The organism is Marinicella sediminis (genome assembly GCF_002000055.1).
Lineage (GTDB): Bacteria > Pseudomonadota > Gammaproteobacteria > Xanthomonadales > Marinicellaceae > Marinicella > Marinicella sediminis.
Genome location: NZ_MVBD01000006.1, coordinates 16,993 through 30,703, shown reverse-complemented (window position 1 = coordinate 30,703; position 13,711 = coordinate 16,993). Strand labels below are relative to the sequence as shown.

The window sequence follows — 13,711 nt, the reverse complement described above, 5'->3', positions numbered from 1 at the left end:
TCACTACAACAGGTAAAGGATGCTGTGCCTGATGCGGCGCGATAAGATGGTTTTGGCCCCCATATACATGGGTTCTAAGTTGTCTGAGAGGATGATCTTTCCGGCCAGATCGGTTTTGATGATCTGCTCTTCTTTCAGTACACTGATGAATTGTCTGAACAGGTTTTTATCAAAAAAGTCAGGTGAATTGAATTCATACAACAATGACAGCTGGCTGGCCACCTGATGACACAGCGATTCCAATTCATTGCTGGTGAGGCTGCCGGATCCGCGGCTTTTCAACAGAGCGATGACTATGAAAAAGCGCTCATAGGTTTGCATCAGTGCATTGGCCAATACCCTGAGTTTTGCAGCTTGTAATGACCCCCCTTTGTGCCGCTCCAGATTGCGTCCGGCGGAGACCAGCAAATCCAGTTCCTTGAGTAATTTCAATGTTTGACGACCATAGTCAACAAATTCTTCGCGGCTCCATTTGAGGAACAGTTCATTTTTAATGAATGGATAAATGATGGCCATCATGCGCAACACCTCCCGGCGTGGGTGTTTGAGGTTGTTAACGAAAAACATGGCAATGAAGGAACTGGCAGCAAACAGATGCAATACGTTGTTACGGTAATAAGTCATCAGCACGCCCATTTCTTCCCTGACCTGAATGACATCACCCAGGGAATGTTCTACGCGTTGGATGAAGCCCAGAAAAATACCCTTCTCAATGATTTCTTCAACCGACAGGCTGGTCACAGTGGTGCGTTCGGAATATGGCAGTTTCAACAGGATCAGGCGGTACAGCTCCAGTTGTTCTTTGAGGTTTTCTTCGGTGGCCGAACGGTTGGGTGTGGCCAGCAACGTCACTGCCAGCAAATTGATGGGATTGACGTGCGAGGCTTCATTGATGTGGGTCAGGATGCGGGTACCGGCATCTGAAACCACATTTTTAAACCATTGGGGTTTTTCTTTGACGTCCAGTTTCAGGTCACGCCAATCAGGTTTGTGCTGATCGAGGATGGCGTCGAGTTCAATCGGCTCAGAAAAATTCACAGTCAGGCGACCATAATCTTCTTTGAGGAGCTTCAGGGTTTTGAACAGGCCTCCAATGGACTCTTTTTTCTTGCCTTTTCCGCCCAGTTCGTTTTTGTATGATGCACCTTCCATCAGTTTTTCATAGTTCAATGAAGAAGGGACAAAAACCAATGGTTTGCTGCGTTCATTGAGGTATGAGCGCACCGTCATGGCCAGCATACCGGCTTTGGGGTGCAGCAGGCGTCCGGTTCGGGAGCGGGTGCCTTCAATGAAGTATTCGATCGATACACCGTGGGCAATCAGCGAGCTGAGGTATTCAGAAAAGATGGTGGAATACAACACCGAATTGAATGACCGGCGGAGAAAGAATGCTCCGGAGCCACGGAGGATACGGCCAACGATGGGCAGATTCAGGTTGATCCCGGCTGCAATGTGTGGCGGCACAATACCCCTTTCATACAGTGAGTATGACAGGATCAGGTAATCAATGTGGCTGCGGTGGCAGGGGGTGTAAATGATTTCTTTTTCGGTGGTCAGGTGTCTCAGCTGATCAAAGTGATTGAGTTTCACCCCGTCATAAACCTTGGTCCAGAACCAGCGGAAAATACCACTCATGAATTTGATCGCAGAATAAGAGTAGTCAGCAGCGATTTCACGGATGATTTTCTGCGCTTCTTTTTGGGCTTTTTCAACAGGTATTTTACGGCGTTCAGCGTAGTTGTTGATTTCCTGTTGCACGATGGGTCGCTTAATGATGTTCTTGGCGATGGTTCTGCGATGAGACAAGTCACGGCCTACCACCGATGTTTTTACCCGGTTGTTGTGTAACCTGATGACCCTGGCCAGTTTATGGGCCAGTCGGTCAGGGGTGTCGTTGTTATCAAGTGATTGGTTTACCAGGATGGGCTGACTCAGCCGGGCCAGGGTGTGTTTACCATGGACCAGAATGGATATGAATTTTCGGAAGCGTCCGGTGATGCCCCATTTTTCTGAAAAAATGACTTTGAGTATACCATGATCACGATCCGGAGCCCGGCCAAGGAACACAGAAATGGGGATCAGTTGAACCTGTTTTTGACCATCTTCCCTGACCTGAGAAATGATCTGTTCCAGTTGTTGGTCAAAATCTTTGTAGTCCTTTTTGCGGTTCCAGAAACCCACGGCCTGTTCTGCTGCCAGGATGCTTTTGCTGAGGTTAAATTCGGCGTCCAGCCGGAATGGTTTGGGCAGGTTGCCGCGATTGATCTCTTCCCAAAGGATGCTGCGTGAAACTGTTGATTCACTGGACAAAACATAGATGAAAGGGATGTCCGGATCAATACCCAGCGATTTGATTTTGGTGGGGCTGTATTCTACTTTGACCCGAAGATAAAGTAATTTGCTCAGTATAGACATCAGACCCCCAGTTGAAAAAGGGCCGCTTGACGACCCTTTCTGTTCTTCAAAAAATGGTTTGGATTACTGGTCACCAACCCAAACACCATCTTTTTTAACCATGTTCATGGGTTGTGTGACGGTTTCACCAAACAACTCAAACGAAACATTCATGTTGGCCTGGTCACCATTGACTTCCAGATCGCTGATTTCAACCGAACTGAGCATGTCATCCATGGAGATACCGTAAGCACCGAGGATGCTTTTCACGCCGCCAAAGGCGATGGAACCTTTTTCCAGGGCCTGATCAAAACTCATGTTTTGCACGTCATCCAGAGAATTCATGTCCAGCTCTTTAGCGGTGTTGACCAGGGCCGCAATGGCGGCTTTGGTTTTGTCTTCGCTGAGGATGTCATTTTCACCGGCCCAATCCATGGCTGCGCCAACCACTGCCACGGCAGAATCACGTTGTGATTCGGGCAGCATTGGGTTGGTTTTCAATCCTTGCAGTACCTGGTCTTTACCCATCATCAACATCATGGGCAACATGGCTCGTGCCTGCTCCAGTTGTGGTTCAACCATTTGATACAGGTTTTCTTCTGCGCCATCAGAGGTCAGCATGGAAATCGCTGAGGCAAACTGGGCTTTGTCAGCCTCAGAAAAATTACCGGTTTTGTTGTTTTCAAACTCCGTCACCAGCTCATTGTATTGTTCATCACTCAGTGAGTTTTTGATCAAAGATTTCAAGTCATTGGACTTCATGGCAGCGATGGAGGCCATGAATGCGCCATCAGGGGTGTCGGTATCCATTTGCGCAATTTCACCTGCTGCTGAATTGTCGTCGCCTCCGCAACCACTCAGGCCAATCACAGCAACCAGCATAATCCATAATACGTGTATACGTGTCTTCATTGTTTTCCTCTTCTAAATTAATGGTAATGAGTCGCGTATTATCACTTGATTGGATGGATTTAACAAGAAAACACTACAGAATGTAACGACTCAAATCTTCGTCTTCAGACAGTTCGCCGACTGATTGATTAACGTGTTCTGCATCAATGATGTATTCATGCCCCGATTTATCAGCAGCCTCGAAGGCCACCTCATCAAGGATTTTCTCCAGCACCGTATGCAACCTCCTGGCACCGATGTTTTCGGTTTTTTCATTGACTGACCAGGAAATCTCAGCAATTCGCTTGATGCCATCCGGGGTAAATGTCAAGGTCACGTTCTCGGTACCAATCAATGCCTTGTATTGTTCTGTCAGGGCGTGTTCCGGTTCGGTGAGAATGCGCTCAAAATCATCACTGGTCAGCGCCCGTAATTCAACGCGGATGGGCAAACGACCTTGCAGCTCAGGAATCAGATCTGATGGTTTGCTCAGATGGAAAGCACCAGAGGCAATGAACAGGATGTGATCGGTTTTGATCGGTCCGTACTTGGTGTTGACCACAGAGCCTTCGATCATGGGCAGTAAATCACGCTGGACTCCCTCACGAGACACCTGGCCTGAACCGCCACCCATGCCGCCACTGATGGCCACTTTATCGATTTCGTCGATGAAGACGATGCCATTTTGTTCTGCCTGGCTCAATGCCTGCTGTCGAATTTCATCGTCATTGATCAGTTTCTGAGCCTCTTGCTCTGTGAGGATCGGCCGGGCCTGCTTAATGGTCAGTTTCTTGGTTTGTTGTTTCTTTTTACCCAGGTTTTCAAACATGCTTTGCAGCTGATCGGTCATTTCTTCCATTCCTGGAGGGCCCATGATGTCAACGCCCATGTTGAGGTTGACCTGGATTTCAATTTCTTTGTCATCCAGCTTGCCTTCACGCAAACGGGTCAGGAATTTAGCCCGGGTGGTACTGTCCGAGTCATCCACGGTTTCATTGGGTATGGGAGACTGGCGCTTGGGAATCAAGTGATCCAGGATGCGTTGTTCAGCGGCATCTTCGGCCTTTTTATTGACCTGCAACATGGCGGCTTCACGGGTCCGCTTCATGGATGATTCAACCAGGTCACGGATGATCGATTCAACGTCTTTACCAACGTAGCCCACTTCAGTGAATTTGGTGGCTTCTACTTTGATGAATGGTGCATCGGCAAGGATCGCCAGGCGCCTGGCAATTTCGGTTTTACCCACACCTGTGGGGCCAATCATCAGGATGTTTTTCGGTGTGATTTCCTTGGCCATTGCGTCATCCAGTTGCATGCGTCGCCAGCGGTTACGCAGCGCGATGGCTACGGATCGCTTGGCATTGTGTTGGCCAATGATGTGTTTATCCAGTTCTTCAACAATTTCTCTGGGTGTCATGTTTGACATAAGTGTTCCTTATAAATCGAGGGTTTCAATGGTGTGATTTTTGTTGGTGTAAATACAAATATCAGCAGCAATGGTCAGCGCTTCTTTGACCAGCTTTTCAGCGGGCATCTTGGTGTTTTTGATCATCGCCAGGGCAGCAGCCTGGGCAAATGGCCCACCGGAACCTATGGCGATCAGTCCATGTTCCGGTTCGATCACGTCGCCATTACCGGAGATGATCAGCGATGTTTCCTTGTCAGCCACAGCCAGCAAGGCTTCAAGCCGGCCCAGTCGTCGGTCGGTGCGCCATTCTTTGGCCATTTCCACTGCTGAGCGGACCAGGTGGCCGGAGTGTTTTTCCAGTTTGGCTTCAAACACTTCAAACAAGGTAAAAGCATCGGCGGTGGCGCCGGCAAATCCAGCCAGCACTTCATTGCGGTATAAGCGACGGACTTTGCGGGCGTTTGATTTCATGACAGTGTTGCCCAGGGTAACCTGACCATCACCACCAATCACCACCTGCTTTTTATCGCGGTAACTGACAATGGTGGTACCTCTGTAATTATGCATGGAGTCTTTCATGAGTGTTTGCTGTTAATGATAAGTTCTGTATGTGGGTTTGAACTGAAAAAATTCAATTGGTGGGGCAGATTTCTTTGCCGGATACAAAAACACCCCTGACTGAGCAGGGGTGTTGATTGGCGGCCTGGGCCGTGATTCGTGCAGTTGGTATTTACCAGCGACGTGATCTTTTGGCTTTTTTGAAGCGACGGTTGCGCGCCCGGCTGACGGCTTCCTGATCTTTGATGTCTTCCCACTCTTCCAGGCTGAAAGGACCGTTCTTGGCATACACCAGTCTGGCCCGACAGAAATCTTTGAATTCCATCATTTCTTCTTCTACATCATCCATGGTGCCATCAATGACGATACAGTCATCCACATAACCAATACCCGGTATGTGATCAGGGATCACGTCGTTGTCATCAATAAAATATTTGATGGTGGCGTTGATTTTTTCTTTGTTTCCATCAGTGATGACCCAGGTTGGATCTTCCACCATACTGAGCATCATTTGCAGACAACCCACCTGATCGACCACATAACCATCGGTACAATTGGCGCGGACTTCAGCGACTTTTTCCAACGCCTCCTTCACATCAGCCGAATCGATGTTGGTGCCATGTTCCTCAATGAACTTATTGAAATGTGCTTTGACCTGATCATCAATATCAATTGAAACGGTTGCCATAGTTTTCCTCTGTCAGAAAGTTAATAGTAAAGTATTATAAACAGCCTGCATGATAAATCAAATGGCTGTATGGGGCCATTTATATTATCATTGCTGTGGTTATATGCGGACAAATATTATCAGAAAAATTCACCCATCATACCGGTTAAACGTTTGGTTGTTGATTTTGTTACTTGGCAACCTGGTGAATGCAGCAGCTACCGATCAGGTCTTGCTCAATGCAGCCAGGCAACAACAGGATCAGCTGGTTGAACAGTTTGGACTGGCTGATGTGCCTTTTTGGCAGCAATCCTGTGATCAACAAATTGCGGCACTGCATCTCAGTGCTTTTGAATCATGCCAGATCATCAATGCCGGTTTTGCCAATGCCTATTCCCTGGCTCATGGGGTGGTGATCCTCACCAGTGGATTAATGCGACAAATCAACAACGATGATCAGCTGGCTCATGTGCTGGCCCATGAACATGCCCACCTGATCATGAATCACCACCAACAAGCCCAGGCCCTGGTCAATGATCCTCCGATGTTATTCACCAAATCGAGGATTAAAAAATTCTATCGGAAGATTGAACAGCAAGCTGATGAGGCGGCCACTGAATGGTTGAAACAGCAACACAGAGATGCGCTGCAGATCCATCATTACTTGCGGCGAGTGGAACTGTCCACAACGGAACAGTCAGCAGATCATGAGCAACTGCAGAACCGCATTCAACGCACCAATTTGCCAGAGGAAAACATTGATCCGCGGTGGCAACAGGCCGCCAGACTGTCGCAGTGATTATCAGGGTGACTTTTCACCCGAGCCATACCGGTTTATCTGGCCTATAATAAAACCATGAAATTTGACAGCAAATCTTTGTTACTGATTGTGCTCACTGTGCTGGGTTTGTTTGCCTTGGTATTGGTGCTGGTTCTGGCTGAAAAATTACTCACCATCTGGCAGCACCTGCAACAGGCACCGGCTTGGCTGACTGTGCTCTATGGTATGGTGATAGTTGCGGTGGCGTTGTTACCGGTGTGGTTATTCCTGCGCCTGACCCGGCCAAAAACCAAAGTAAAAGAACAGGTTAAAGTGATCGATGAAGGCAGTTTGCAACAGGCCATTGATCAGCAACAACAGCGCGGGGTAGATACCCGCCAGGCCCATGCTGAAATGCAGGAGTTGCATCAGCGCCGCGCCAGCGGCCGTTTTCACATCAGTTTGTTTGGCAGCGCATCAACCGGCAAATCCAGTCTGATTCAAGCCCTGATGCCGAAGGCTGAGGTAGCCACAGATGTGGTCAAGGGAACCACCATTGACGCCCACCATCACAGTTATGGACAGTTGGTGATCACAGATCTGCCAGGCTTTGATGCGGTTGATCAACAACAGCTGGAGCAGTTGGCACTGGAGGAATCTCAGCGAGCCCATGTGGTGGTGTTTTTGCTCAACACCGATATTTCACGCAGTGAAATGACCTTGTTTAATCAATTGAATGGTTGGCACAAACCGATGGTGGTGGCATTGAATAAGGTGGATGTTTATTCATCAGCCCAGGTTGCAGCCATTGAACAGGCAATCAACGACAAGATCAACCGCCAGTACCCAGTGGTACTGATCAATACGGGCGGGGTCAAAGAAGTCATTGTGGAGCAAGCAGACGGAACCCGGCAACGCGAGTTACGTCCTGAACCGGTTAACATCAAACCACTGTTGACTGCCATTGAAAAAGTGGTGGCCAGTCATCCTGAGGCGCTGCACCGGTTCCGGGATGCGGGGATACTGATGTTGGCCGAACAAAAACTGAACCAGGCCAGTGAGACACATAACCTCAGTCTGGCCACAGACACCATTGAACGCCACACCAAACGCGCCATCGTTGGCGCCCTGGCCTCTGTGGCTCCGGGTTCTGACCTGGTCATTCAGGGCACCATCGGTACCCAATTGGTTCGCGAATTGTGTCAGTTGTATGATGTTCCGGTAAATCAGTTGCAGGTTGATGAGGTATTGAAATCAGCTGGCGGAAAATTGCGCACTTCGACGTCGTTGGTGTTGGCTGTTTCCGGAAATGCGCTGAAGGCATTTCCGGGCATTGGTACCGCGGCCGGGGGCATCATGCATGCTGTGGCCTATGGTCTGATTTTTAATTCACTGGGCAAAGCGGTACTGACCAGTGTCAGCACACAGGGCAAACTGGACACCCGGCAAACCCAATTAACCTTCGAGGAGAATTTACTTGGCTCATCCAAAGAACTGGCTAAAGAGTTGGCGAAAATGGCGCTCAAAGTCAGCCGCCAGAAAAAAGCCTGAGATCAAAAACCACACTGCCCAGGTCGCAACTCAGGATGATGCCGCAGCTGGTCTGAATGAACAGGCGTTGTCCTCTTTGCGTCAATTGTTACATGATCCGAAAATTCCATCACAAGTCAGGGCTCAGCTGAAAACGGAATACCAAAACATTGAACGCCTGATTGATAAACTGGAGAACGAACAAGTCCACATCGTTGCTTTTGGAAAGGTGAGCACCGGTAAATCATCCCTGCTGAATGCCATCAGTGGCCAGCCGCATTTCACCGTCAGCCCGCTGCATGGTGAAACCAAACACACCGACTACCTCGATTGGCCCAGCTATCGGCAACAGTCGGTGGTGTTGATAGACACCCCGGGTACCGATGAGTTTGCGGGTGAAGAACGTGAACAAATGGCTCAACAGGCGGCCAGCCAGGCCGATGTGATTCTGTTTGTGCTGGATGGTGATTTGAGTGAATCACAAAAAGCCCAGTTGGACATCATCGCCCAGCCTAACAAACCAATCATAGTGGTGTTGAACAAGGCTGATCTGTACACCCATGATGAAATCGAACGGATCAAGGCATCCATCAAAGCCAAGACCAGTCACATCAGTACCCGCATCGTTGCAGTCTCTGCAGATCCACGTGCTCGTACCGTTATCGTCAGATTGCCCGATGGCAGCGAACAGCAGAAAACCGAACACCCACCTGCCCACATCGAAGAACTCAAAGAACTGATTTGGGAAATGCTGTCACAGGACGGTAAAACCATCACGGCCTTGAATGCCAGCCTGTTTGCCGGTCAGGTTTCAGATGACATCGCCCGGAAAGTCATCGAAGTACGTCATTCTGCCGGACAAAAAATCATCCGCACTTATTGTATGGCCAAAGGCATCGGCGTTGCCTTTAATCCAATACCGGTGGCTGATTTGTTGTTTGCTGCCGGCCTGGATGTGGCGATGATCCGTCAGTTATCGAAATTGTATGGTTTGTCACTGGGCAAAGTGGAGGCGACCAAGCTGACCACCACCATCATGGCTCAGCTGGCTGTGCTGATGGGGGCAGTCTGGGGCGTCAACCTGTTGTCTTCGGCGATGAAAACTGTCAGCGCAGGATTATCAACCACCCTGACAGCAACGGCTCAGGGTTCACTGGCTTACTACGCCACCTACCTGGTCGGCCAAATTGCTGAGCACTATTTTGTTCAGGGTAATTCCTGGGGTAAAGAAGGCCCAAAAACCGTGGCCAAACGGATCGTCAATAGCCTCGACCGCAACTCCATTCTGTTGGAAGCCCGTGAACAGATCCTCAAATCCCTCAATCGCAAGTCTGGTTAATCAACGACAGCTCCCCCAGTTGGTTCAACCTGAAATGATCCAGATCATTGGCCAGGAACAGTTGGCCTGAATAGGCCTCGCGGGCTTCGTTTTCGATGGCTGAAATGTTGGGCTGTGATGCCTGACTGTATGCATAACGGGCACTGAAATGGGTCAATATCAAGTGTCGTAAACCACTTTGCTCGGCCATTTCGGCAACCTGCTTGGCACAACTGTGCTGTGGTCCTGAACCAACCCGGTCAGCAACATCCATGGTGTATGTCGCTTCATGGATCAATACATCAGCCTGGCTGGCTTTCTGGCTCAACAATTGTGGTGAGTCATTGTCTCCACCGACGATGATGTATCGTGGTTTGCGTGGTGGCAGTAAATAATCAGTGGCCAGCAGTCGACGGCCATCTTCAAGCATCACATCCTGACCATTTTGAAGTTGTCCCCAATGGGCACCGGCTGGGATCTGTTCAGCTTTGAGTTTATCCACATCCAGGGCCCGGTCTTTGACCACCTCGGCGAACCCATAGGCAAAACTGGGCACCCGGTGGGATAAAGCAGTGGTGCTGATTTCAAAGGCATCAATCATAACCGGAGAATTGAGTTGGCTCACATCAATGAAATTCAATGCAAAGGGCAGATGAGTTTCTGCCATCTGTTGGCTGTGTTCCAGCCAGCCTTTGATGGCAGCCGGCGCAACCACGGTGATCGGCTGGGTTCGACCAGCCATGGCTGCACTGGCCAGCAGCCCAGGTAAGCCGAAACAATGGTCACCATGGACGTGGGTGATCATGATCGCTGATAAGCGGGACAGCGCGAGTGGCGTATGCAAAAGCTGATGCTGAGTGCCTTCGCCACAATCGACCAGACACCAAGACTTACGCCGACTGGATTTGAGTGCCAGGCCGGACACATTACGTTGTTTGGTGGGGCTGCCTGATGAAGTGCCTAAAAAAATGAATTCCATGTGATGAGTCCCGGTCTGCCTTAGGCAACAACATCCCTGTTGCTGCCGGTTTGTAGTGGTTATTTAATGGGTTGGTAGATGTGGGTTTCAATGTCACTTTCGGACACTGTGGTGGGGTCATTGGCGTACACATCCCAGGAATTACCGTTGGTTTCCAGTTCATGCTCTGCCAGGTATGCATCCAGCAAAGCATAGGAAACTTCGGTTTGATCATACGGTCCTTTCTGGATGTATTTGACCACTTTTCCGGCATACGTTTGCCCCAGCTGTATGTCTCCGGTTTCACCTTCAAGGATTTCGATGTCGACCGGTATGGCCGCATCAAATACCCACAGGTCACCTTCCAGGCTGCGGGTGATGGCCAGTGGCATGCCGGCAAATTCAATGTTGTTGGCCATCATGAAAGCGGTGATTTGTCCATAAGCAGCAGCCAAAGCGGCGCTCGCCTCTTCGTTGCTGGTCGCTGAAGTGGCCACATACAATACGTTTTGTGAACTGACCTGTTCAACGCTGAAACCGGAGAAGTCATACACCGGCTTGGCTTCGACCAGGTTTTTCAGATTGGTCAGTCCCATTTCGTATTGCGGTCCGAGCATGCGTTCCATCATGATGCCAAAATAACGACCCAGTACGTTACCATTGAAGTCCACATCAAAGGTCCAGGAAACCTCACTGGTTTCACCCAAGTCTTTGATGGCAATGGTGGCCCAGGACGGGTCGTCACCCTGACCATCAAAATACAATTCAGTTTTGATTTTTTCATGGGCCACAGATTCTATGATGGTCTGGTTGCCACTGCCCACTTCTTCGTTGCCAGACCAGGCCATTTTTGATCCAACCCCATGGGTCGGGCCGGTAAACTGATAATTGGCATTGGGGTCGAGTTTGGCCCACGGTGACCATTCATTGAAGGTGTGCATGGAGTTGGCGGATTTGAACACCATCTTGGCAGGCCGGTCAATGGTGATGCTGCGGGTCACCTGTACTTTATCTTCCAGAAAAAAGAAGCCATAGGCAAAGAACAGAATGATCAGAAACAGCAAGGCAAAAAACAAATACTTAAAAACTCTCATGGTGTTGACCCTATGTTTTAACTGGCATAAATGATAGCATACTCATCATGAAAAACCTTTTGAGTTATGCAGAAAATTACCTGCTGGAAAGCCTGTTGATCAGTGTTTTGCTGGGGGTGTTGCTGACCTCCTTTCTGGCTTGGTTGTGGTGGCGCAAAAGCCACGCTGCATGGCAACAAAACCTGGCCGATAAGCTCACTGCTCAGCAACAACTCATGGCACAGGAAACCCAACACCTGGAAGCAGAACTCAATAAGCTGGAGCTTGACAATGAACGCCAGGAACGTGAGTTGTTGCACCTGAACAAGCTCACGGTCAAGCTCTCAGAGCAGCATAAATACGCCCAGGAAAAAGCCAGTAACGCTGAACAATTGCAACAGACCCTGGCACACACCGAAAAACAACTGACTCAGCTGAAAACAGAACTGGACAACAAACAGCAGCGGTTTGCCGAACAGGCCGAATTCATCAAAAATTCCCAGGCCACCCTGTCTGATCATTTCAACACCCTGGGGCAAAAAATCCTCGAAGAAAAAACCGCCCGCTTCACCGATCGCAACAAAGAACAAATGAATCAGGTGGTTACCCCGTTGCAAAAGCAACTGCAGGAATTTCAGACCCTGATTCAGCACAATGCCACCCAGGGACTGGCTCAGCAAAAATCAATGAAGATGGAAATCGAGCGGATATACCAGCTCAATCAGGAGCTCAGCAGAAAAGCCGAAAACCTGACCAAAGCACTGACCTCAGAGAGTAAAACACAGGGTAATTGGGGTGAATTGATTTTGCACCGCCTGCTGGAAGTGGCCGGCCTGGAAAAAGGCCGGGAATACGAAGCCGAAATTTCTTACACCAATGAGGATGGTAAACGCTACCGACCGGATGTGTTGATTCATTTGCCGCAGCAAAAATCGTTGATCGTGGATGCCAAAGTCTCTCTGAAGGCTTTTGAACGTTATGTTAATGCTGAACAGGACAACGAACGACAGCAACAACTCAAAGCCCATGTGCAATCCATGCAAAACCACATCAGGGGGTTGTCAGAAAAGGCTTATCAAAACATAGAGCAGCTTGATTGTTTGGATTTCGTGCTGATGTTTGTGCCGGTGGAATCAGCTTTTCTCGAGGCGGTTAATGCCCAGCCCAATTTGCTGGAAGAAGCCTATAAGAAGAATGTGCTGGTGGTCTCAGCCAGCAACATGCTGGCCACATTGAGGACCGTGATGGTGTTGTGGCAAAACGAAAATCAGAACAAAAACGCTCAGCTGATCGCTGATCGTGCCGGTAAGATGTACGACAAACTGGTTGGCTTTGTGAGTGATCTGACCGACATCAAAAAACGCCTGGATCAGGCAGACAGTGCTTGGTATGCGGCGGAAAACAAGCTCAAAACCGGCAGGGGCAATCTGATCACCCAGGCAGATACCCTCAAGCAACTCGGTGCCCGTAACAGCAAGCAATTGCCTTCAGACTGACATCCAAAGCCAATCATTTAACACATCAATTGTACCTTCAAATGGCATGGAGCCCTGCGGCTCCCAGTGGCTGAATTCAGACCGCTTGATGGCCGGTGATGGCCACCACTCAAAAGGTATCAAGGGCGGAAAAACAGTGTGACAAACAAAATGTCCTCAAAGTGACAAACCGTGTCCGCCTGTATAAACAATTCATCTGTCGCCTGTGAGCAAATAGAAGCGCTGCCGATAAGCAGTAAAAACTTTCAATTTACTTACAGGAGATTATTATGAAAAAAGTATTGTTATCATTGATTCTGGCATTGGCCACCACCTTCACCATGGCCGCCAGTGAAGTTCAGGATGTTTCGGTTGACACCGTAACAGCGGCCGAGAAAGCCCTGGTTGCAGAGCCGGTGGTGAACGTGGCTCAACTGTTGGGTATCTCAGAAAACACCCTGAGTGATGACCTGAAAAACATCATGGCATGGCAAGGTATCCCCAACCGCCCCCATTTCATTTTTCCAAACCTGCAGCAATGTCAGGCCATCCCAGAGTGTGTGTGTGAACCATACAATGGTCAATGGGGTTGTTTCATCAGGTAAGAACCTGACAGCCGGATACCAAAGGCACCACTTTCTGGTGGTGCTTTTGGTGTTTGCTGAGGTGAACAGAG

Annotated in this window: 12 protein-coding genes; 5 read left to right on the top strand and 7 right to left on the bottom strand. The window is 49.2% G+C overall.

The window, feature by feature from the left end; genetic code table 11:
* Window positions 1-3: 3 nt before the first annotated feature.
* The 5 genes from plsB to B0475_RS09475 all read right to left on the bottom strand — a co-directional run bounded on the left by plsB (window position 4) and on the right by B0475_RS09475 (window position 5,942).
* Window positions 4-2,415, bottom strand: a complete 2,412-nt coding sequence (plsB, locus tag B0475_RS09495) for a glycerol-3-phosphate 1-O-acyltransferase PlsB (protein WP_077411588.1) — start codon at window positions 2,413-2,415, stop codon at window positions 4-6.
* 63 nt (window positions 2,416-2,478) lie between these two features.
* Window positions 2,479-3,306, bottom strand: a complete 828-nt coding sequence (locus B0475_RS09490; protein WP_157892835.1) for a hypothetical protein — start codon at window positions 3,304-3,306, stop codon at window positions 2,479-2,481.
* A gap of 73 nt (window positions 3,307-3,379) precedes the next feature.
* A complete protein-coding gene (gene hslU, locus B0475_RS09485) occupies window positions 3,380-4,714 on the bottom strand; it encodes an ATP-dependent protease ATPase subunit HslU (protein ID WP_077411586.1) in 1,335 nt (444 codons plus the stop codon).
* Window positions 4,715-4,723: 9 nt separating this feature from the next.
* Window positions 4,724-5,275 carry an ATP-dependent protease subunit HslV gene (gene hslV / locus B0475_RS09480; RefSeq protein WP_449288550.1) on the bottom strand — a complete coding sequence of 184 codons (552 nt, stop codon included), beginning with the start codon at window positions 5,273-5,275 and terminating at the stop codon, window positions 4,724-4,726.
* A gap of 151 nt (window positions 5,276-5,426) precedes the next feature.
* On the bottom strand, window positions 5,427-5,942 hold the full coding sequence (locus B0475_RS09475) for a YkvA family protein (RefSeq protein WP_077411585.1): 516 nt from the start codon (window positions 5,940-5,942) through the stop codon (window positions 5,427-5,429).
* A 103-nt stretch (window positions 5,943-6,045) separates the two neighbouring features.
* Here B0475_RS09475 and B0475_RS09470 point away from each other — a divergent pair, with 103 nt between their 5' ends.
* The 3 genes from B0475_RS09470 to B0475_RS09460 are packed head-to-tail and all read left to right on the top strand — an operon-like array spanning window position 6,046 to window position 9,550.
* The gene (locus B0475_RS09470) at window positions 6,046-6,720 is read left to right on the top strand and encodes a M48 family metalloprotease (RefSeq protein WP_157892834.1); all 675 of its coding nucleotides are present in this window, start codon (window positions 6,046-6,048) and stop codon (window positions 6,718-6,720) included.
* A gap of 57 nt (window positions 6,721-6,777) precedes the next feature.
* Window positions 6,778-8,232: a GTPase domain-containing protein gene (locus B0475_RS09465; protein WP_077411583.1), complete on the top strand. Its 1,455-nt coding sequence runs from the start codon at window positions 6,778-6,780 to the stop codon at window positions 8,230-8,232.
* Window positions 8,159-9,550 (top strand): DUF697 domain-containing protein, encoded by a 1,392-nt coding sequence (locus B0475_RS09460; protein WP_077411582.1) that lies wholly within the window; start codon window positions 8,159-8,161, stop codon window positions 9,548-9,550. The genes B0475_RS09465 and B0475_RS09460 overlap by 74 nt, the downstream gene beginning before the upstream one ends.
* On the opposite strand, the gene B0475_RS09455 is transcribed toward B0475_RS09460, so the two are convergent.
* Together B0475_RS09455 and B0475_RS09450 are read right to left on the bottom strand one after the other, a co-directional pair.
* A complete protein-coding gene (locus B0475_RS09455) occupies window positions 9,531-10,508 on the bottom strand; it encodes an MBL fold metallo-hydrolase (RefSeq protein WP_077411581.1) in 978 nt (325 codons plus the stop codon). The two genes, B0475_RS09460 and B0475_RS09455, sit on opposite strands and share 20 nt — an antisense overlap.
* Before the next feature lie 59 nt (window positions 10,509-10,567).
* The gene (locus B0475_RS09450; RefSeq protein ID WP_077411580.1) at window positions 10,568-11,581 is read right to left on the bottom strand and encodes an SRPBCC family protein; all 1,014 of its coding nucleotides are present in this window, start codon (window positions 11,579-11,581) and stop codon (window positions 10,568-10,570) included.
* 47 nt (window positions 11,582-11,628) lie between these two features.
* On the opposite strand from B0475_RS09450, the gene rmuC reads away from it, so the two are divergent.
* Together rmuC and B0475_RS09440 are read left to right on the top strand one after the other, a co-directional pair.
* Entirely contained in the window at window positions 11,629-13,056 is a 1,428-nt protein-coding gene (rmuC, locus tag B0475_RS09445; protein WP_077411579.1) for a DNA recombination protein RmuC, read from the top strand.
* A 269-nt stretch (window positions 13,057-13,325) separates the two neighbouring features.
* The gene (locus tag B0475_RS09440) at window positions 13,326-13,640 is read left to right on the top strand and encodes a hypothetical protein (RefSeq protein ID WP_077411578.1); all 315 of its coding nucleotides are present in this window, start codon (window positions 13,326-13,328) and stop codon (window positions 13,638-13,640) included.
* The last annotated feature ends 71 nt before the right edge of the window (window positions 13,641-13,711 follow it).